At 67.1% G+C, this 19,681-nt stretch carries 17 protein-coding genes and 1 tRNA gene; 11 read left to right on the plus strand and 7 right to left on the minus strand.

All coding sequences use genetic code 11. The features are described 5' to 3' along the window. Positions 1-15: 15 nt before the first annotated feature. From OKW76_RS00975 to miaA, 5 genes are all read right to left on the minus strand, one after another. Positions 16-642, minus strand: a complete 627-nt coding sequence (locus OKW76_RS00975; RefSeq protein ID WP_265550349.1) for a YceI family protein — start codon at positions 640-642, stop codon at positions 16-18. A 215-nt stretch (positions 643-857) separates the two neighbouring features. After that, on the minus strand, positions 858-1,877 hold the full coding sequence (ilvC, locus tag OKW76_RS00980; protein ID WP_265553068.1) for a ketol-acid reductoisomerase: 1,020 nt from the start codon (positions 1,875-1,877) through the stop codon (positions 858-860). A 122-nt stretch (positions 1,878-1,999) separates the two neighbouring features. Next, entirely contained in the window at positions 2,000-2,515 is a 516-nt protein-coding gene (gene ilvN, locus OKW76_RS00985) for an acetolactate synthase small subunit (protein WP_265550351.1), read from the minus strand. A 120-nt stretch (positions 2,516-2,635) separates the two neighbouring features. Continuing rightward, a complete protein-coding gene (locus OKW76_RS00990; RefSeq protein ID WP_265550353.1) occupies positions 2,636-4,381 on the minus strand; it encodes an acetolactate synthase 3 large subunit in 1,746 nt (581 codons plus the stop codon). An 86-nt stretch (positions 4,382-4,467) separates the two neighbouring features. After that, the gene (gene miaA, locus OKW76_RS00995) at positions 4,468-5,361 is read right to left on the minus strand and encodes a tRNA (adenosine(37)-N6)-dimethylallyltransferase MiaA (RefSeq protein ID WP_265550356.1); all 894 of its coding nucleotides are present in this window, start codon (positions 5,359-5,361) and stop codon (positions 4,468-4,470) included. 25 nt (positions 5,362-5,386) lie between these two features. Between miaA and serB the strand changes: the two genes are divergently transcribed. Further along, complete coding sequence (serB, locus tag OKW76_RS01000) at positions 5,387-6,256, plus strand: phosphoserine phosphatase SerB (protein WP_265553070.1); 870 nt, start codon at positions 5,387-5,389, stop codon at positions 6,254-6,256. Positions 6,257-6,363: 107 nt separating this feature from the next. Here the strand turns inward: serB and OKW76_RS01005 are convergent, their stop codons facing one another. After that, positions 6,364-7,359: an SPOR domain-containing protein gene (locus OKW76_RS01005; RefSeq protein WP_265550358.1), complete on the minus strand. Its 996-nt coding sequence runs from the start codon at positions 7,357-7,359 to the stop codon at positions 6,364-6,366. 175 nt (positions 7,360-7,534) lie between these two features. Here OKW76_RS01005 and OKW76_RS01010 point away from each other — a divergent pair, with 175 nt between their 5' ends. Genes OKW76_RS01010 through OKW76_RS01020 form a run of 3 tightly spaced genes read left to right on the plus strand, consistent with a single transcriptional unit; the run spans position 7,535 to position 10,098 of the window. Continuing rightward, positions 7,535-8,248: a ParA family protein gene (locus OKW76_RS01010; RefSeq protein ID WP_265550360.1), complete on the plus strand. Its 714-nt coding sequence runs from the start codon at positions 7,535-7,537 to the stop codon at positions 8,246-8,248. A 1-nt stretch (position 8,249) separates the two neighbouring features. Further along, positions 8,250-8,744, plus strand: coding sequence for a hypothetical protein (locus tag OKW76_RS01015; protein WP_265550363.1), 495 nt, complete (start codon positions 8,250-8,252; stop codon positions 8,742-8,744). Positions 8,745-8,760: 16 nt separating this feature from the next. Then, positions 8,761-10,098 carry an SPOR domain-containing protein gene (locus tag OKW76_RS01020; protein ID WP_265550365.1) on the plus strand — a complete coding sequence of 446 codons (1,338 nt, stop codon included), beginning with the start codon at positions 8,761-8,763 and terminating at the stop codon, positions 10,096-10,098. A 130-nt stretch (positions 10,099-10,228) separates the two neighbouring features. Here the strand turns inward: OKW76_RS01020 and OKW76_RS01025 are convergent. Continuing rightward, positions 10,229-10,302: transfer RNA gene (locus OKW76_RS01025), tRNA-Cys, on the minus strand. Between the two features lie 186 nt (positions 10,303-10,488). On the opposite strand from OKW76_RS01025, the gene OKW76_RS01030 reads away from it, so the two are divergent. The 7 genes from OKW76_RS01030 to OKW76_RS01060 all read left to right on the plus strand — a co-directional run bounded on the left by OKW76_RS01030 (position 10,489) and on the right by OKW76_RS01060 (position 19,676). Then, the gene (locus OKW76_RS01030; RefSeq protein ID WP_265553071.1) at positions 10,489-11,175 is read left to right on the plus strand and encodes a protein-L-isoaspartate O-methyltransferase family protein; all 687 of its coding nucleotides are present in this window, start codon (positions 10,489-10,491) and stop codon (positions 11,173-11,175) included. Positions 11,176-11,178: 3 nt separating this feature from the next. Then, positions 11,179-12,699: a TolC family outer membrane protein gene (locus tag OKW76_RS01035; RefSeq protein ID WP_265550368.1), complete on the plus strand. Its 1,521-nt coding sequence runs from the start codon at positions 11,179-11,181 to the stop codon at positions 12,697-12,699. Between the two features lie 39 nt (positions 12,700-12,738). Then, positions 12,739-13,239, plus strand: a complete 501-nt coding sequence (locus OKW76_RS01040) for a DUF2497 domain-containing protein (RefSeq protein WP_265550370.1) — start codon at positions 12,739-12,741, stop codon at positions 13,237-13,239. Between the two features lie 46 nt (positions 13,240-13,285). Continuing rightward, complete coding sequence (locus OKW76_RS01045; protein ID WP_265550372.1) at positions 13,286-14,905, plus strand: histidine kinase famiy protein; 1,620 nt, start codon at positions 13,286-13,288, stop codon at positions 14,903-14,905. A 39-nt stretch (positions 14,906-14,944) separates the two neighbouring features. After that, positions 14,945-17,734 carry a valine--tRNA ligase gene (locus OKW76_RS01050; RefSeq protein ID WP_265550374.1) on the plus strand — a complete coding sequence of 930 codons (2,790 nt, stop codon included), beginning with the start codon at positions 14,945-14,947 and terminating at the stop codon, positions 17,732-17,734. A gap of 428 nt (positions 17,735-18,162) precedes the next feature. Further along, complete coding sequence (hemB, locus tag OKW76_RS01055; protein ID WP_265550375.1) at positions 18,163-19,149, plus strand: porphobilinogen synthase; 987 nt, start codon at positions 18,163-18,165, stop codon at positions 19,147-19,149. After that, a complete protein-coding gene (locus OKW76_RS01060) occupies positions 19,146-19,676 on the plus strand; it encodes a GNAT family N-acetyltransferase (protein ID WP_265550377.1) in 531 nt (176 codons plus the stop codon). Before hemB ends, OKW76_RS01060 begins: the two co-directional genes overlap by 4 nt. Positions 19,677-19,681: the final 5 nt, after the last annotated feature.

Genomic DNA, 19,681 nt, shown 5'->3' on the forward strand with positions numbered 1-19,681 from the left:
GACGCGGCGACGGCATCAGTTCTTTTCGAACGCGATCGTGATGTCGAGTTCGACTTCGTCGGATACGACGGGCAGCGCGCCCATGATGCCGAAGTCGCTGCGCTTGATCGTGGTGTCGCCCTCGAAACCGACGGTCAGCTTCTTGTTCATCGGGTTCGCGCCCGCACCGACGAATTCGGCGTCGATCGTCACCGGCTTGGTGATGCCGTTGAGCGTCAGATTGCCCATGATCTGCGCCTCGTTGCCCTTGGCCATCACCGAGGTCGAGACGAAGCGCGCGTCGGTTGCGCCGGGGCCGAAGAAGTCGGGCTTGCCGCCGTCCTTGCCCGCACGCGTCAGATGCGCGGTCAGGCCGGCGCTGGCGGTCACGACCTTCGACACCGGGATGGTGACGTCGACCTTGGCGGCCGAAAGGTTCTTGGGGTCGATCGTCAGCGTGCCCGCGACGTCACCGAAGATCCCGAAATACGGATTGAAGCCGAAATGGTCGACTTCCCAGCCGATCAGCGAATGGCCGGCATCGGCGGTGTAGGTGCCCGCGGTGACGCGGCTGGCGTCCTGCTGGCCGGGCAGGCCGGGGGTCGACTGGGCGAGCAGCGGGGTCGCGGCAAGCAAGGCGAGGACGGTCAGGCTGGTGCGCATGATAGGGGTTCCCTGTTCGTTGATGGCGAACGGGAAGGTCGGGTTTGCGCGCGGCGGAGTCAAACGCCGGGTTGCGAACGCAGCGTTTCCGGGTTGGTGCTCAAGTGCGGACAGGCCCTCACCCTTCCGCGGCTACGCCGCTCCCTCCCTCTCCCGCAGGCGGGAGAGGGAAGAGGCGCGCAGCGCCGATAGGGTGAGGGCCTGTATTTACCCGGTCAGTTCTTTTCCTTGTCCACCAGCTTGTTCGCACCGATCCACGGCATCATCGCGCGCAATTCGCTGCCGACCTTTTCGATCGGGTGCGCCTCGGCACGCTTGCGTGCGGCCTTCAGCTCGGGCTGGCCGGCGCGGTTGTCGAGGACGAAGTTCTTGACGAAGCGGCCCGACTGGATGTCGTCGAGCACGCGCTTCATCTCCTTCTTGGTTTCGTCGGTGATGATCCGCGGGCCGGTGGTGATGTCGCCATATTCGGCGGTGTTGCTGATCGAATAGCGCATATTGGCGATGCCGCCCTCATACAGCAGGTCGACGATCAGCTTGGTCTCATGCAGGCACTCGAAATAGGCCATTTCGGGGGCATAGCCCGCTTCGGTGAGCGTTTCGAACCCCGCCTGGATCAAATGGGTGATGCCGCCGCACAACACTGCCTGCTCGCCGAACAGGTCGGTCTCGCATTCTTCGCGGAAATTGGTCTCGATGATCCCCGAACGCCCGCCGCCGACGCCGCTGGCATAGGCAAGCGCGATGTCGTGCGCGTTGCCGGTCGCGTCCTGGTGGACCGCGATCAGGCAGGGCACGCCGCCGCCACGGACATATTCGCTGCGCACGGTGTGGCCGGGTCCCTTGGGCGCGATCATGATGACGTCGATGTCCTTGGGCGGCTCGATCAGGCCGAAATGGACGTTGAGGCCATGCGCAAAGGCGATCGCCGCGCCGGGCTTCATATGGCCCTTGAGGTCAGCGTCCCAGATCGCCGCCTGATGCTCGTCGGGGGCGACCATCATGATGAGGTCGGCCCATTCGGCGGCCTCGCGGTTCGACAGCACCTTGAAGCCGACGGCCTCGGCCTTGGCGCGGGTCGCCGAGCCTTCGCGCAGCGCTATCGCGACGTCGGTAACGCCCGAATCGCGCAGGTTCTGGGCATGCGCATGGCCCTGCGAACCATAGCCGAGGATGGCGATCTTCTTGCCGGTCAGCAGGTTCAGGTCGGCGTCGGAATCATAATAGACACGCATGTTGTTCAGTCCCTTTTTCATTGTCGTCATCCCAGCGAAAGCTGGGATCTTGTCCCCCAAGCGCGCGCTTGCGGAGGGAGACCCCAGCGTTCGCTGGGGTGACGGTTTGGTTGTAATCTGGTTCAGGCGGCTTCTTTCCCGCGTGAGATCGCCACAACCCCGGTGCGCGCGACCTCGATCAGGCCGACTTCGCGCATCAATTCGACGAACTTGTCGATCTTCTCGCTGCCGCCGGTCACTTCGAACACGAAGCTGCTGGTGGTCGCATCGACGACGCGCGCGCGATAGACATCGGCCAGGCGCAGCGCCTCGATCCGGTGATCGCCCACGCCGACGACCTTGAGCAGCGCGAGCTCGCGTTCGACATGCGGGCCGAGTGCGGTGAGGTCGGTCACCTTGTGGACGGGCACCAAGCGGTCGAGCTGGGCGATAATCTGTTCCATCACATGCGCCGATGCGCTGGTGACGATGGTGATCCGGCTGACGCTCTCGTCCTCCGACACGTCGGTGACGGTCAGGCTTTCAATATTATAGCCGCGACCCGAGAACAGTCCGGCGATGCGCGCGAGGATGCCCGGTTCGTTGTCGACCAGCACCGCAAGGGTGTGGCGTTCCTGTATTTCCTGGTGGATCTTCATTTTAAATCTCCCCCCTCCCGCTTGGCGGGAGGGGTCGGGGGAGGGGATGTCAGCCGGCGGGCGTTGCGGGGCGGGTGAGGACAGGCCCTCCCCTGACCCCTCCCGCAAGCGGGAGGGGGACTACACCAGCGCCTTGGCCTCGTCGTCCATTTCGCCGGTGACTTCATTGGCCTGGAGCATCATCTCGGTATGCGCCGCGCCCGAGGGGATCATCGGGAAGCAGTTGGCGAGCTTCGACACCATGCAATCGACCATCACCGGCCCGTCATGCGCGAGCATGTCGGCGATTCCGCTGTCGAGCTGGTCGCGGGTTTCGATGCGGATTCCCTTCCAGCCATAGGCTTCGGCGAGCTTCACGAAATCGGGCAGCGAGTCCGAATAGCTTTCCGAATAGCGGCTCGAATAGGTCAGCTCCTGCCACTGGCGGACCATCCCCATATATTCGTTGTTGAGGATGAAGACCTTCACCGGCAGCCGATATTGCGTCGCCGTCGCCAGCTCCTGAATGTTCATCTGGATCGATGCTTCGCCAGCGATGTCGATGCACAGCGCACCCGGATTGCCGAGCTGCGCGCCGATCGCGGCGGGCAGGCCATAGCCCATCGTGCCGAGCCCACCCGAGGTCAGCCATTTGTTCGGCGCTTCGAAGCCGAAATGCTGCGCCGCCCACATCTGATGCTGGCCGACTTCGGTCGAAACGATCGGCGCGCGGTGCTTGGTCGCTTCGTACAGCTGCCGGATCGCACGCTGCGGCATGATCGCATCGTCGGTGTCGGTGAAGTCGAGGCATTTGGCGGCGCGCCAGCCGTTGATGGGGTTCCACCATTCGGCGAGATCGGGCTTGGGATAATGCCGGCTCTTCCAGACATGGATCATGTCTTCGAGCACGCGCCCGGCATCGCCGATCACCGGCAGGTCGACGCGGACATTCTTGTTCACGCTCGACCGGTCGATATCGATGTGGATCTTGCGGCTGAGCGGGCTGAAGGCGTCGAGCCGGCCGGTCACCCGATCGTCGAAGCGCGCGCCGACCGACACGATCAAATCGGCCTTGTTCATCGCCATATTGGCTTCGTAGGTGCCGTGCATCCCCAGCATGCCGAGCCATTGCGGGCTCGAGGCGGGGAGGGCGCCGAGCCCCATCAGCGTCGACGTCACCGGCGCGCCGGTGATCCGCGCCAGTTCGCGCAGCAGCTGCGAGGCGCCGGGGCCGGCGTTGATCACGCCGCCGCCGGTGTAGAGGATCGGGCGCTCGGCCGCCGCGAGCATGTCGACCGCAGCTTCGATCGATCCGCGATCGGCCTTCACCTGCGGGCGATAGGTCTTGTGCTGGATCGGGCCGGGCTTGGTGTAGCGCGCGGTCGCGACCTGGACGTCCTTGGGGATGTCGATCACCACCGGCCCCGGGCGTCCCGAGGTGGCGATATGGAATGCCTCGTGAATCACCGCGCCCAGCTTGGCCGGGTCTTTCACCAGATAATTATGCTTGGTGCAGTGGCGGGTGATGCCGACGGTATCGGCTTCCTGAAACGCATCGGTGCCGATCAGGCTGGTTGGCACCTGGCCGGTGATGACCACCATCGGGATCGAATCGAGCAGCGCGTCGGTGATCCCGGTCACCGCATTGGTCGCGCCGGGGCCCGAGGTGACGAGGACGACGCCGGGCTTGCCAGTCGATCGGGCATAGCCTTCGGCGGCATGCGTCGCCGCCTGTTCGTGGCGCACGAGGATGTGGCGGATCCGCTTCGAGCGGAACAGCGCGTCGTAAATCGGAAGCACCGCGCCGCCGGGATAGCCGAACACGATTTCCACGCCGAGATCGCACAGCGCCTCGACCAGGATATCGGCTCCACTTTTCTGCGTCACAGATCGTCTCCTCATTGCGCCGCAACAGGGCCGCGAGGGGCGCTGCTACCGGCATGAAAACTACAGGTCAACCCGTAATCGCGTAATTAAATGCCGAAAAGACGATCGATATCGTTCTTTTCTATCTCGGCTGCCCTCGGCCATTCTGGCGGGGGCTGGTTGCGGAACCAGGTGAACTGGCGCTTGGCATACTGGCGCGTCGCCGCTTTGGCGAGGGTGAGCGCGGTTTCGCGGTCGGTGTCGCCCGCCAGCCACGCCGCGATCTCGCGCACGCCGATCGCCTGGCGGACCGGCGCCAATGCGGGGATGTCGCGGCACGCGACCAGGGCTTCGACCTCGTCGACCGCGCCTTCTTCGAACATCGTGTCGAGCCTGCGGTCGCAGCGATCGAGCAGCCAGGCGCGGTCGGGCAGCAGGATCAGCGGGCGCAGATCGATCGCGTCGGCGATGCCGCCGCTACGTTCGGCCTGCCATGCCGCAAGCGGCTTGCCGGTCGAGCGGACGACTTCGAGCGCACGCGCGACGCGGGTGGTGTCGGCGGCGGCAAGGCGGGCGGCGGCGGGCGGGTCGAGCGCGGCGAGCGCTTCGTGCGCCTGCGCGACCGGCAGCGCGCGGACTGCTTCGCGGACCGCGGGGTCGATCTCGGGCACCGGGGCGATGCCGTCGAGCAGGGTGCGGATATACATGCCGGTGCCGCCGACCAGGATCGGCAGGCGGCCCGCGGCGTGCGCGTCGCCGATCGCGGCACTGGCTTCGGCGGCCCAGCGCGCCGCCGAATAGCCTTGGGTGCCGTCGACATGGCCGAAGAGCCGATGCGGTGCCCACGCTTCTTCCTCGATCGAGGGGCGCGCCGACAGCACCCGCAGCTCGCGATACACCTGCGCCGAATCGGCGTTGATGATCGTGCCGCGATGGCGCTCGGCCAGCGTCAACGCGAGCGCGGACTTGCCGCTGGCGGTCGGCCCTGCAATGAGCGCCACGATTGGCCGGCCAGAGGAAGACGCCTTGTTCACAGCGACGCTGATAGCATCCGAATCCCTTAGCGCGGGGGATATTTCCGCGGCACGTGATGCACTGGCGTTGCCCGGCGACTGGGAATGGATCGACGAAGGGATCGCCGCCGACCTGCAGTTTGACGGCGAACCGACCCTCGCGCGCGACGCGCTCGAGGGGGTGATCGCAGGGATCGACGTCATCGTCCAGCCGAGCGAGGGCAGGGCGAAGGCGCTGCTGATCGCCGACATGGATTCGACGATGATCACCGTCGAATGCATCGACGAACTCGCCGACTATGCCGGGGTGAAGCCGCAGATCGCCGAGATCACCGAGCGGGCGATGCGCGGCGAGCTCGATTTCGCCGCGGCGCTCGACGCGCGGGTGGCGTTGCTGCGCGGGCTCGAGGAATCGGCGATCGACCGCTGCCTAGCCGAACGCGTGACGCTGATGCCGGGCGCCAAGACGCTGGTGCGGACGATGCGCGCGCGCGGGGCGGCGACGATCCTGGTCTCGGGCGGCTTCACGCGCTTCGCCGATCCAGTGGGGGCCGAGATCGGCTTCGACCGGGTGATCGCCAACCGGCTGGTGATCGCCGACGGTGCGCTGACCGGCGCGGTCGAGCAGCCGATCGTCGATTCGGGCACCAAGCTAGCGACGTTGCGCTCGGCGATCGCCGATCTGGGACTAGCGGCAGAAGCGACGATGGCGGTAGGCGACGGCGCCAACGACCTGCCGATGATCCGCGCGGCGGGGCTGGGCGTCGCCTATCGCGCCAAGCCGATCGTCGCAGCGGCTGCCGCAGCGCGGGTGGAGCATGGCGATCTCACCGCGTTGTTGTACGCGCAAGGGATCGGCCGGTCGGACTGGGTGACGGGGTAGGGCACCCTCAATTCGGTTCGTGCTGAGCCTGTCGAAGCACCGTTCTTTTCTTCGCGTGCGGGGCAAAAGAAGGACGGTCCTTCGACAAGCTCAGGACGAACGACGGGTTAGCCCTTGGTCGGCAGGCAGGCCTGGCCCGTCCGCTTTACCGCGGCGCAGGCGCGCGTCGCTTCGGCGCTGCTGCCGAACGGGCCGACCAGCACGCGCGTTACGGAGCCTGACTTGACGTAATAGGGCTTGGTGCCCGCCAGGCCGCTGATGCCCGATACCTTGCCCCACAAGGATCGCGCATTGCCCTCGTCGCGGAAGGCGCCGAGCTGAATCCGCCAGTCGCCGCTGGTGCGGGGCGCGGCGGGAGCGGGTGCGGCGGGTTTGGGTGCGGCTGGCGCGCTGGCGACCGTCGGGCGTGCCGGTACGGGTGCAGGCTTTGGCGCGGCAGGCGGCGGGGCCGGGCGCGACGCCGGCACGTCGGCGCGGGCCATCGCGGCGGGCGCGGTCGGCGCATCGGCCACCGCCAAGGACGGCGCGCGCGTCATCTGGCTCTCATATTGCCGCGCGAGCACCAGCCCCTTTTGCCGGTCGGCCAGGCCGATATATTTGTCCATCTGCGCCAGCGTCTGCGACCCTTGCGGCAGGCCCGCGGCGTTGGCGCGCACCATCAGCGCATAGGCGCGCACCCAATCCTTGGGAATCGCATCGCCGTTGAACAGCATCGTCCCCAGCACGAATTGCGATCGCGCCTCGCCGCGCGCTGCCGACTTCTCGAGCCAGCGGATCGCGTCGGCGCGCTTGCCGTTCTGGAACAGCGCCAGGCCGTAATTATCCTCGGCCTGCGGGTGGTTCTGCAGCGCCGCTTTGCGATACCATTCCTCGGCCATCGCCAGATCGACCGGCACGCCGCGTCCCAGCTTATAGGCCTGGCCCAGGTTGAACTGCGCATCGGCATCGCCGCTCACCGCGGGGCCGCGCCACTGGTCGACCGCCTTCTTGTAATCGCCGCGCGCCCAGGCATCGACCCCGGCCTTCACATTGCCCGCCTGCATCGGCGCTGCCGCCAGCAGCGACAGTCCCGCGACCGCTGCCAGCAATAGACGATTCTTCATCACGACGACCCCACCCGATAAACTGGCCCAAGGATAATGCGGATTATCGATGATTGGCAAAGCTTTCCTAAACCATAGCACCGCATCGACGGCGCGGGCAGCACCTACATTAACGGCTTCTTATGGGATGTCGTGGATAACCCGAGGCTGGAATAGCGGCATTTCAGGGGATCACATGCGCGTACTCGCGATGGCATCGCAGAAGGGCGGTTCGGGCAAGACGACCTTGTCGGGGCATCTGGCGGTACAGGCGCAGCTGGCCGGTGCCGGCCCGGTCGTGCTGATCGATATCGATCCCCAGGGTTCGCTGTCGGACTGGTGGAACGAGCGCCAGACCGAGATGCCCGCCTTCGCGCAAACCACCGTCGCCCGGCTCGCCGCCGATCTCGAAGTGCTGCGGCAGCAGGGCTTCCGCCTCGCGGTGATCGATACCCCGCCGGCGATCACGATGGCGATCCAGAGCGTGATCGCGGTTGCCGAGCTGATCGTCATCCCGACGCGGCCGAGCCCGCATGACTTGCGCGCGGTGGGCGCGACGGTCGATCTGTGCGATCGTGCCGCCAAGCCGCTGATCTTCGTCGTCAACGCCGCGACGCCCAAGGCGCGGATCACCGCCGAAGCCGCGGTCGCGCTGTCGCAGCACGGCACCGTCGCGCCGGTCACGCTGCATCACCGCACCGATTTCGCGGCATCGATGATCGATGGCCGCACGGTGATGGAGGTCGATCCCAAGGGCAAGTCGGCCGCCGAGGTCACTGCGCTGTGGAGCTATGTCTCCGACCGGCTCGAGAAGAATTTCCGCCGCACCGTGTTTGCCGCCCCCGCCATGACCAACGGCTTCGCCGCGGCGCGGCCGGCGGGCGGTTTCGGTCGCCGGGTGGTGGGCTGACATGGCGATGTTCGGCAATGCCAAGCCTATCGCCTCGCTGTCGTCGGGGCTGCTCGCCCGCAAGGGGCAGGCCAAGCCCGCGATGCGCCCGCAGGGGCTGGTAGGGTTTAATTCGCTGGCCGAGGATCTCGGCTGGAACGACATGGGCTCGCCCGCGCCGGTCGAGCCGGCTGCGCCGGCGCCCGAGCCCGATGTCGACGCCCCGGTGCCGCCGGTACTGCGCGCACGCGAAGCCGGGGTGCAGGATGCCGCGCCGGTCTCGCGGCCCGTTTCGGCCAACACCGTCGCGCGGATGGCGCGCGAGACCAAGGCCAAGAAGACCAAGGCGGCGTTCACGCTGCGGCTCGATGCCGACCGGCATCTGCGGCTGCGCCTAGCCTCGGCAGTGCGCAACCAGTCGGCGCAGATTTTGATGACGCAGGCGCTCGACGCCTTTTTGAAGACCGTGCCCGAGGCCGAAGCGCTGGCAAGCCAGCTGCCGCCGGCCAAACGATGAAGCTGAGGAAAGCGCGATGAAGACCGTAACCAAGATCGGCCTGGGCGCCGTCGCCACCGTGATGACGGTGTCGGCGATCGGCGGCACCTCGATGCATCTGTCGGCAGCCTTTGCCGGCAAGACCGATTCGAGCGCGGCGGCCCGGCAGGCCGAGAAGGACGCGCGGGCGGCGCAAAAGGCGCTCGGCAGCCGCGCCTTTGCCCGGGCGATCGGCCATGCCGAGCAGGCGGTGGCGATGGTGCCGCAGGATGCGGGTTATCGTGCGTTGCTCGGCCAGAGCTATCTCAGCGGCGGCCGGTTCCTCTCGGCGGCGCAGGCGCTCGAAGAGGCGCTGAGCCTCGACCCGACGAATGGCCGCGCCGCGCTGAACCTGGCGCTGGCGCAGACCGCGATGGGGCAGTGGGAAGGCGCGCGCGCGACGCTGGCGTCGCATGCCGCCTATATCGGCGCGGCCGATCGCGGGCTGGCGCTGGCGCTGGCGGGCGATCCGGTCGGGGCGGTACAGCTGCTGGGCGAGGCGGCTCGGCTGCCCGATGCCGACGCGAAGGTCCGCCAGAACCTGGCGCTCAGCCTCGCGCTGTCGGGCCGCTGGATGGAGGCCAAGACGATCGCCGAGATCGATCTGCCCGCGGGCCAGGTGCAGGAGCGGATCATGCAATGGGCGGCGTTCGCGCGGCCGACGACGGCGTCGGACCAGGTCGCGGCGTTGATGGGCATCGTGCCCGTCGCCGATCAAGGGCGTCCTGTCGGGTTGGCGCTCAATGCCCCGGCCGAGCACCTCGCGACGGTGCCGCAACCGCCCGTGGTGACCGAGCCAGCCGACGCGAGCGTGATCGAACCGTCGGCCGTGGCATTCATCGATGTGCCCGTGCCCGCGACGCCACCCGGCGACGGGCGCATGACGAGCGCGGCACGGATCGTGTTCGCCGAGCGTCGGGAGATCGTCCAGGCAATACCCACCGCCTATGCGTCGCGGGTACGCATGGCGGCGGTACGGCCGCAGCCACGCGCCGCCGCACGGGCGCAAGTTCCTGCGCGCCTCGCCGCGGCTGGTCCCCTGCGCGGTGATTTCTTTGTCCAGCTGGGGGCGTACGCGGATGCGCAGGTGGCGCAGGCAGCGTGGAGCCGAATGGCGCGCCGGGTCGATACGCTAGGGGCGATGACGCCGCAGGGCGCCAGCATCAACGTTCACGCGCGGAATTTCTATCGGCTGTCGGTGGGCGGCTTCGCGCGCGCCGATGCCGATCGCGTCTGCCGATCGGTTCGCGCCGAGGGGGGCAATTGCTTCGTTCGTGCCCAAGCAGGCGACCGGATGGCGGCCTGGGCGGGCAAATCGCAGATCGCGATGCGCTGAACCAGCCGCCGCTTGCGGCACCGCAAGCCTACGGACCACAATAATCACGACCGACCCGCCACATACGCGGGCAGCCGGTAACGGCTGGCGTTTCGCGCGCGCTGCTCGCCGTTTCGAACAAAGATTGTGATGGAGGCCCGAGCCGGAATCGAACCGGCGTGCGAGGATTTGCAGTCCTCTACGTAACCACTCCGCCATCGGGCCGGAGCGGGCGCAAATGCGGCGATGCGAACCGCTTGTCAATGGCGGACGCTTTCGAAGCGGTTGGTTCACCTGCCAGCGAGCGCTTGGCGCGGATCGATGCGCGTTATAAGAAGCGATGACGGGCAATTAAGTGTATTGCGTGACTAAAACAGTTGTGCGAACAGAGTGGGTATGATGACGAACCTGATGAGCCGAACCGCGCCGGGCGCGACCGACGACATAGCTGCCGCGCCGAGCGAGATCGCACGCGAGGCGATGGTGGCGAGCCAGTTGCGCACCAGCGGGGTCAGCGACGCGCGGATCGTCGCGGCGATGGCCGAGGTGCCGCGCGAGGCGTTCCTGCCCGCCGAGGTGCGTAGCCTCGCCTATCGCGACACGATGATCGCGCTCGGCACCGATCGCTTCCAGAACCTGCCGCTGGCGACCGGCCGCTTGCTCAACGAAGCGCGGATCATGGCCGGCGACCGGGTGCTGCTGATCGGCGCGACCGGGGGCTATACCGCGGCCGTGCTGGCGAAACTGGCGGGGCAGGTGGTCGCGCTGGAAAGCGATGCGGCGCTTGCCGCCGACGCGCGCACGGCACTGGCCGGCATCGCCAATGTCGAACTGGTCGAAGGGCCGCTCAACGCCGGCTGGGCCGAAGGCGCGCCCTATGACGTGATCGTCGTCGACGGCGCAGTCGAGGAGCTGCCCGCGGCCATCGCCGAGCAGGTGCGCCCGGGGGGGCGCATCGTGTCGGGGGTGGTCGATCGCGGCGTGACCCGGCTGGCGGCGGGCGAGCGGACGCAGGGCGGCTTCGGGCTGTTCGATTTCGCCGATATCGATTGCGTGGTGCTGCCGGGCTTCGCCCGGCCCACAAGCTTTCGGTTCTAACCGATGGCCGGGGGGTGGAAAATCGGGCTGGCGTTGAGCGTCGGCAGCATGGCGCTCGCGAGCGCGGCGCACGGGCAGACGCTGCGCGAGGCAATGGTCGAGGCGTATAACGAGAACCCGAACCTCGCCGGCGAACGCGCCAATCTGCGCGCGATCGACGAGGGGGTGCCGCTGGCGCGCGCCGATGCGCTGCCCAATTTGGGCGTGCAGGGCAATTTCATCGAGAATGTGGTGCAGGGGCAGAACGCCTTCCTGCAGCCCGACCGCGCGCTGACCGCGAACCTCAACGCCAGCTACCCGATCTATCAGGGCGGTCGGGTGCGCAACTCGGTGGCGGCGGCCAAGACGCGGGTGCTCGCGGGGCGCGCCAATCTGCGGAGTGCCGAGGCCAATCTCTTCAGCGATGTCGTCGCGGTGTATAACGACGTCATCCGCGACGAGGCGATCGTCCAGCTGAACCAGCAGAATGTCCGCGGGCTCGAGGTCAATCTAGACGCCACCAGCGACCGGTTCGAGGTCGGCGACCTGACCCGCACCGACGTCGCGCAGTCCGAAGCGCGGCTGGCGGTCGCGCGCGGACAGCTGCGCCAGGCCGAGGCGACGTTGATCGGCAGCCGCGAAAATTACATCGCGGTCGTCGGCAGCGCGCCGGCGACGCTGGCGCCGCCGCCGCCTTTGCCCAATCTGCCGGGCGATCCGCAGGTTGCGGTCGTCACCGCGCTCAACAACAATCCGGCGCTGCAGGCCGCCGAACGCAACCGCGATGCGGCCCGAATCGACGTCAGCACCGCGCGCGCCGCACGGCTGCCGCAGCTCGACCTGGTCGCGGGGGGCAATTATTTTAATTATCTCAACACTTTGACTTCATCGCAGATTGGCACTTCGGTGCCGCAGACCGGTACCGCGGCACAGGCGGGCTTGGGCTTCACCGTGCCGCTATATCAGGGCGGTCGGCCGGCAGCGCAGGTACGGCAGGCGCAAGCGCGGCAAGGCGTGGCGATCGAACAGGTAACCGCGACCGAACGCAATGTAGTGGCGCAGGCAAGGACCGCGTTCGCCGCATGGCAATCGGCCTTGCGCGTGATCGAGGCTTCCGAAGCCGCGGTCGACGCGAACCGGCTGTCGCTCGAAGGCGTGCGCGCCGAGAACAGCGTCGGCAATCGCACGATCATCGAAATCCTGAACGCCGAACAGGAATTGCTCAACAGCCAGGTGCAGCTCGTCACCGCGCGGCGCGATGCCTATGTCGCGGGCTTCGCGCTGCTGGCGTCGATGGGGCGCGCCGAGGCGAACGACCTGGGGCTCGACGGCGGCGCGCTGTACGATCCGATCACCAATTACGAACGGGTCGACAAGCGCTGGATCGATTGGGATTCGGATCCGAAGCCGCAGCCGGTGGGCACGCGGACCGTCGATGTCCCGGCGCAAACCCCGATTGTGAACAAGGCGCTCGAGCCCGATCTGCAGCGCCCCGTTGACACCGACCCGGCAAATCCCTCAGGTGGCGTCAATACGCCTCGCTGACGAAGCGAGTGCAGGGGGCGGCAGATGGGGAAGCGGGCGATGGGGGATTTGAGCAACGAGCCGTCGATGGAGGACATTCTGTCCTCGATCAAACGGATCATCGCCGAGGAAGGCGACGGCACCGCCCCGGCACGAGGCCGCCGCATCGGCCGCCCGGCACCGCCGCCGCCCGAGCCGGTGTACGACGCATCGCTCGATGACGATGACGACACCGTCCTCGAACTCGATCATCCGGTGCCGTCGCCGCGGATCGAAGCGCCGGCGCCACGCGCATCGGCACCCGAGCTCGCACCCGAGGAAAAGGCCCCCGCGATCGACGCGATCCTCTCGGCGCGGACTGCCGAGGCGACGCGCGGACAGATCGACGCGCTGTCGCGGCTGATCGTCAAACCCGGCCCGGCGGGCAATGATTCGCTCGAGGGGCTGGTGCGCGAAATGCTCAAGCCGATGATGAGCGCGTGGCTCGATGCCAACCTGCCGCGCATCGTCGAGACGATCGTCGCACGCGAAATCGCGCGGATCACCGGGCGTAACTGCTGACCGCAACGGGCGGCAACCTTTTGGTGCGTCTTCGGTTTTCGTTACGATGACGCACAATTTCGACAATCCGCGCAGGAATTTCGACGACGGTCAGGGCGGGCATATTCCGCCCGCTCCCCCGATCCGTGACGGTTCTAGCCCGAGCAACGCACAGCACGACATCTTCTTCGCTGCGGTCGAAACCACGCGGATGCCGATGGTCGTCACCGATCCAGCGGAGCCTGACAATCCGATCATCTTCTGCAACGCCGCCTTCATCCGGATGACCGGATATTCGCGTGAGGAGATCGTGGGCAGGAACTGCCGGTTTCTGCAAGGCGACGAAACCGACCCTGCGGCGATCGACCAGATCCGCCAGGCGATCCGCAATCGCGAAGAGGTGGCGCTCGAAATCTTGAACTATCGCAAGAACGGATCGACCTTCTGGAACGCGCTGTTTGTGTCGCCGGTCTATGACGATTCGGGCGCGCTAAAATATTTCTTCGCCAGCCAGCTCGACATTTCGCGGCGCCGCGAGGCCGAGGAGGCGTTGCACCAGGCGCAGAAGATGGAGGCGGTCGGCCAGTTGACCGGCGGCATTGCGCACGACTTTAACAATCTGCTCCAGGTGGTGCTCGGATATGTCGACCTGCTCGAAGCGCGGGTCGATCCGGCCGATCGTTCGGCGCGGCGCGCGATCGACGCGATCGGCATGGCGGCGAACCGCGGCGCGACCCTGACCCAGCAATTGCTCGCCTTTGCGCGCAAGCAGGAACTGCGCGACCGGCTGCTGAACCTCAACTCGCTGATCACCGATTTCGAACCGATCATCGACAAGAATGTCGGCGACAAGGTGACGATCCGGCGCAACCTGGCCGACGATCTGTGGAATGCGCGGATCGATCCGGTGCAGGCCGAAATGGCGTTGCTCAACCTCCTATCGAACGCGCGCGACGCGATGGGCGGCAGTGGGGTGGTGACGATCGCTACCGAGAATGTCGTGTCGACCGACGAGGCGCCGCTGGCGCTGGCGCTGCCCGCGGGCGAATATGTCAGCCTGTCGGTGACCGACAGCGGCGAGGGGATCGATCCGCCGAGCCTGCCCAAGATTTTCGACCCGTTCTTCTCGACCAAGGGCGTCGGCAAGGGCACCGGGCTGGGGCTGTCGATGGTCTATGGCTTCATGCGCCAGTCGGGCGGCGGCGTCGCGGCGAGCAATCGCGACGGCGGCGGCGCGCGCTTCGCGCTGTTCTTCCCGCGATCGAAGGGCATGGTCGAGCGCACCCGCGAACCGGTGGCACATTCGCGCGGGGAGGGCCAGCATGTGCTGATGGTCGAAGACCAGCCGCAGGTCGCCGAACTCGGCAAGGCGATCCTCGAGGATCTGGGCTATGAAGTCGTCCATGTCGACAATGCGCAGCAGGCGCTCGAGCAGCTGCGCGAGAGCGATGGCCATTTCGATCTGCTGTTCACCGATATCGTCATGCCCGGCATGAGCGGGGTCGCGCTGGCGCAAGCGGTACGGCGCGAATTCCCCTCGCTGCCGATCCTGCTGACCACCGGCTATTCGGATCGCACGCTCGATGCCGAGAGCCGCACCTTCGATCTGGTGCGCAAGCCCTATCGCCGTGCGGAGCTGTCGCAGCGCGTCCATCAATTGCTCGAAGGGCCGAGCGGCGTCACCTGACGGGTTGCACCAATTGTTTCGGTCGGTAATGCCGAGGGCATGACCGAATTGCCCAAGACCTTCGACCCCGCCGCCATCGAAGCGCGCTGGTATGCCCATTGGGAAGCCAAGGGCCAGTTTCGCCCCGAGCGGCCCGGCGCCGAGCCCTGGACGATCGTGAACCCGCCGCCCAACGTGACGGGATCGCTGCACATCGGCCATGCGCTCGACAACACCTTGCAGGACATCCTCGTCCGCCATGCGCGATTGCAGGGCAAGGACGCGCGCTGGGTGGTGGGCACCGACCATGCCGGCATCGCGACGCAGATGGTGGTCGAGCGCCAGATGGGGCTCAAGCAGCAGAAGCGCACCGATTTCAGCCGCGAGGATTTCGTCGCGAAGGTGTGGGCGTGGAAGGAGGAAAGCGGCGGCGAGATCACGCAGCAGCTCCGCCGGCTCGGCTGTTCGATGGACTGGGAAAACGAACGCTTCACGATGGACGAAGGCTTTTCGAAGGCCGTCCTGAAGGTGTTCGTCGATCTGCACCGCGAAGGGCTGATCTATCGCGACAAGAGGCTGGTGAACTGGGATCCGGGCCTTGGCACGGCGATCAGCGATCTCGAGGTCGAGACGCGCGAGATCAAGGGCAGCTTCTGGCATCTGCGCTATCCGCTCGCCGACGGATCGGGCTTTATCGAGGTCGCGACGACGCGGCCCGAGACGATGCTCGCCGACATGGCGGTGGCGGTGAACGCCGCCGACGAACGCTATACCGCGCTGGTGGGCAGGCAGGTGCGGCTGCCGATCACCGGGCGGCTGATACCGATCATCACCGACGACCATGCCGATCCGGCGCTTGGGTCGGGCGCGGTGAAGATCACGCCGGGGCATGACTTCAACGATTTCGAGGTCGGCAAGCGTGCCGGGATCGCAGCGGGCGCGATGCTGAACATGCTCGATGCCAAGGCGCGGGTGGTGCAGGTCGCCGATGGGCTGATCCCTGAGGAGCTGCTGGGGCTGACGACCGCCGAGGCACGCAAGGCCGTGGTCGCGCGGCTGAAGGACGAAGGCTTCCTGATCCCGCATGTCGACAAGGAAGGGGTCGAGCACGATGCCGAACCGCGGACGATCCAGACGCCGCTGGGCGATCGTTCGGGCGCGGTGATCGAGCCGTGGCTGACCGACCAATGGTATGTCGACGCCGCGACGCTCGCCAAGCCGGCGATCGAGGCGGTGCGATCGGGCGCGGTTCGGATCGTGCCCAAGACCTGGGAGAAGACCTACTTCAACTGGATGGAGAATATCCAGCCGTGGTGCGTGTCGCGGCAGTTGTGGTGGGGGCACCGGATTCCGGCTTGGTATGCCGATGACGGGCAGGTGTTCGTCGCAGAGACCGAAGCCGATGCGCAGGCGCAGGCCGGCGAGGGGGTGACGCTCCGCCGCGACGAGGATGTACTGGATACGTGGTTTTCCAGTGCCTTGTGGCCGTTTGCTACCTTGGGGTGGCCGGAAACTGAACCGTTCGCTTCGAGCGAAGTCGAGAAGCCGGTGCTTGGCCTCGTTTCGACTTCGCTCGAAACGAACGGCGAGGGGGCGGTTGCATCCGTGACCGACGGATCGGACAAACCCCGTTCGCAACTCGCAGGCCGCTACCCTAACGACGTTCTCATCTCGGGCTTCGATATCCTGTTCTTCTGGGATGCTCGGATGATGATGCAGGGCTTGCACTTCATGAAAGAAGTGCCGTTCAAGACCTTGTATCTGCACGGTCTTGTCCGCGCGGCCGATGGCGCGAAGATGTCGAAGTCCAAGGGCAATACCGTCGATCCGCTGGGGCTGATCGACAAATATGGCGCCGATGCGCTGCGTTTCTTCATGGCGGCGATGGAAAGCCAGGGCCGCGACATCAAGATGGATGAGAAGCGCGTCGAGGGCTATCGCAACTTCGCGACCAAGCTTTGGAACGCGACGCGCTTCGCGATGGCGAACGGCATCGGCGCGCCGAAGACGATCGAGCCGCCCGCCGCCGATCTCGCGGTCAATCGCTGGATCATCGCCGAGACGGTCGAGACGGTGCAGGCGCTCGATCTGGCGCTGGCCGAATTGCGCTTCGATGCCGCCGCCAACACCGTGTACCAGTTCGCGTGGAGTCGGTTCTGCGACTGGTATCTCGAGCTGATCAAGCCCGCGATGGTGGGCGACGAGCGCGGCGTGGTCGATGACGAATCGAAGGCGGTCGCGGGTTGGGTGCTCGACCAGATATTGGTGATGCTCCACCCGTTCATGCCGTTCCTGACCGAGGAACTGTGGCATGCGCTGGGCGAGCGCGACTATGACCTGATCGTCGCAAAATGGCCGATGCCCGACGCGCGCGCGCTCGATCCGGCGGCGCGGGCCGAGATCGACTGGCTGATCCGGCTGGTGAGCGAAGTGCGCGGTGCACGGACCGAGCTGAACGTGCCGCCGGGCGCGCGGTTGCCGCTGTACGTGCGCGATGCCGATGCGGCGACGATAGCGCGGCTCGATCGGCAGCGCGGGGTGATCGCGCGGCTGGCGCGGGTCGACCTGGGCGAGGGTGAGGCCGCGGGCGGCGCGCTGCAGGTGGTGGTCGATACCGCGACCTATGTGCTGCCGCTCGAAGGCGTGATCGACCTCGACGCCGAGCGCGCGCGCTTGACCAAGGCGATCGCGGCGGCGGGCAAGGAGCGCGATGCGCTGGCCGGGCGGCTGTCGAATGCCAGCTTCGTCGAGCGCGCCAAGCCCGAAGCGGTCGAAAAGGCGCGGGCGGATCATGCCGAAAAGGCCGCCGAAGCCGAGCGCCTGGGCGCGGCGCTGGCGCGCCTGAGGTAACCCGAGAATATCCTCCCCCGCCAGGGGGAGGTGGCAGCCCGCAGGGCTGACGGAGGGGGAGGATTACCCACGGGCCGTTCGTGCCCGCCCCCTCCACCACCGCTACGCGGCGGTCCCCTCCCCCTGGGGGGAGGATCGCCAGCTTGTCGGAGCCTCGCGCAGACCTTGGCGCGGACCGATCATACCAAGAATACCGCCAGGGCTGAGCGGCTGGGGCACTGGCGCGATCAGAGCAGCGTCAATCCTCCCCCGCCAGGGGGCGGTGGCAGCCCGAAGGGCTGACGGAGGGGGAGGATCACCAACAAGCCGGCCGTGCCCGCCCCCTCCATCACCGCCACGCGGCGCCCCCCCCCGCCGGGGGAGGATCGAGGGCTCGCTCTGCCGGGCAAGGATTGCATGTGCCGCTGCCTTCGCCCTACACCTGCCCCATGTCGTCCTACCCAGCGCTTCGCCTTCGTCGTCCCCGCATCGCCGCGTGGAGCCGCGCGCTGCATGCCGAGACGGTGCTCACCCCCGCCGACCTTATCTGGCCGTTGTTCGTCACCGCGGGCGATGCCGAGGAGCGGATCGGCAGCCTGCCTGGCGTTTCGCGATGGTCGATCACGCAGATTGTCGAGCGTGCGCGGGAGGCCCGCAATCTCGGCATTCCGGCGATCGCGTTGTTCCCCAATACGCCCGAGCATCTGCGCACCGACGACGGCGCCGAGGCGTTCAATCCGGGCAATTTGATGTGCAGCGCGATCCGCGCGATCAAGGATGCGGTGCCCGAGATCGGGGTGCTGACCGATGTCGCGCTCGATCCCTATACCAGCCACGGGCATGACGGGCTGACCGACGACACCGGCTACGTCCTCAACGACGCGACCGCCGAGGTGCTGGCGCGCCAGGCGGTGGCGCAGGCCGATGCCGGCGCCGACATCGTTGCGCCGAGCGACATGATGGACGGGCGCGTCGGGCTGATCCGCATGGCGCTCGAGCAAGGCGGGCACCATAATGTCCAGATCATGGCCTATGCCGCCAAATATGCGAGCGGCTTCTACGGCCCGTTCCGCGACGCGGTGGGATCGCGCGGGCGGCTGAAGGGCGACAAGAAGACGTACCAGATGGACCCCGCCAATGCCGAGGAAGCGCTGCGCGAGGTCGCCGCCGATCTCGACGAAGGCGCCGACAGCGTGATGGTCAAGCCCGGCCTGCCGTATCTCGACATCGTGCGCCGGGTGAAGGAACACTTCGAAGTGCCGGTATTCGCTTATCAAGTATCGGGCGAATACGCGATGATCGAGGCCGCGGCCGCAGCCGGCGCGGGGGATCGCGACACTTTGGTGCTCGAGACGCTGATGGCGTTCAAGCGCGCAGGGTGTTCGGGGGTGCTGAGCTATCACGCGCCGCTGGCGGCGCGCCTGCTGGGCGCGTGATCGAGACCGAACGGCTGCGCCTGCGGCCCTGGCGCGAGGCCGACAAGCCGGGCTTTGCCGCGATCATCAACACCCCGGCGATGATGGCGCATTTCGGCGGCGTCCAGCCGCGCGCGAAGATCGATGCGATCATCGACCGCGAAATCGCAAACCAGGCGCGCGACGGCCATTGCATGTGGGCGGTCGAGACGCAGGGCGGCGAGGTGGCCGGCGTGTGCGGGGTGCGGTGCAGCGGCTATCCGGGAACGCCGGTGCCCGATGTGCTCGAAATCGGCTGGCGGATCGGCGAGGCGCATTGGGGGCAGGGGATCGCACGCGAGGCGGCGGAGGCGAGCATCGCCTGGGCCTGGGCGAACACGCAGCGCACCAGCATCGCGGCGTGGACCAGCGCGGGCAATGACCGGTCCTGGGGACTGATGCGGCGGCTGGGGATGGCGCGGCGGGCCGATCTCGATTTCCAGCATCCCAACTATCCCGGCGACCCGATCGGCGCGATGATCGTCTATGCGATCGACCGCGACCGCTGAGCCTT

It is taken from the genome of Sphingomonas sp. S1-29 (assembly GCF_026167545.1).
In the GTDB taxonomy this organism is placed as follows: domain Bacteria; phylum Pseudomonadota; class Alphaproteobacteria; order Sphingomonadales; family Sphingomonadaceae; genus Sphingomonas.

Excerpts from the sequence above, each read along its gene's own strand:
- OKW76_RS01050 (WP_265550374.1), top strand. The coding sequence starts at position 14,945 with ATGACCGAATTGCCCAAGACCTTCGACCCCGCCGCCATCGAAGCGCGC.
- OKW76_RS01035 (WP_265550368.1), top strand. The coding sequence starts at position 11,179 with ATGGCCGGGGGGTGGAAAATCGGGCTGGCGTTGAGCGTCGGCAGCATG.
- OKW76_RS01030 (WP_265553071.1), top strand. The coding sequence starts at position 10,489 with ATGAGCCGAACCGCGCCGGGCGCGACCGACGACATAGCTGCCGCGCCG.
- ilvN (WP_265550351.1), bottom strand. The coding sequence starts at position 2,515 with ATGAAGATCCACCAGGAAATACAGGAACGCCACACCCTTGCGGTGCTG.
- OKW76_RS01010 (WP_265550360.1), top strand. The coding sequence starts at position 7,535 with ATGCGCGTACTCGCGATGGCATCGCAGAAGGGCGGTTCGGGCAAGACG.
- hemB (WP_265550375.1), top strand. The coding sequence starts at position 18,163 with ATGTCGTCCTACCCAGCGCTTCGCCTTCGTCGTCCCCGCATCGCCGCG.
- OKW76_RS01045 (WP_265550372.1), top strand. The coding sequence starts at position 13,286 with ATGACGCACAATTTCGACAATCCGCGCAGGAATTTCGACGACGGTCAG.
- OKW76_RS01020 (WP_265550365.1), top strand. The coding sequence starts at position 8,761 with ATGAAGACCGTAACCAAGATCGGCCTGGGCGCCGTCGCCACCGTGATG.
- ilvC (WP_265553068.1), bottom strand. The coding sequence starts at position 1,877 with ATGCGTGTCTATTATGATTCCGACGCCGACCTGAACCTGCTGACCGGC.
- OKW76_RS01015 (WP_265550363.1), top strand. The coding sequence starts at position 8,250 with ATGGCGATGTTCGGCAATGCCAAGCCTATCGCCTCGCTGTCGTCGGGG.
- OKW76_RS01040 (WP_265550370.1), top strand. The coding sequence starts at position 12,739 with ATGGGGGATTTGAGCAACGAGCCGTCGATGGAGGACATTCTGTCCTCG.
- OKW76_RS00975 (WP_265550349.1), bottom strand. The coding sequence starts at position 642 with ATGCGCACCAGCCTGACCGTCCTCGCCTTGCTTGCCGCGACCCCGCTG.
- OKW76_RS01005 (WP_265550358.1), bottom strand. The coding sequence starts at position 7,359 with ATGAAGAATCGTCTATTGCTGGCAGCGGTCGCGGGACTGTCGCTGCTG.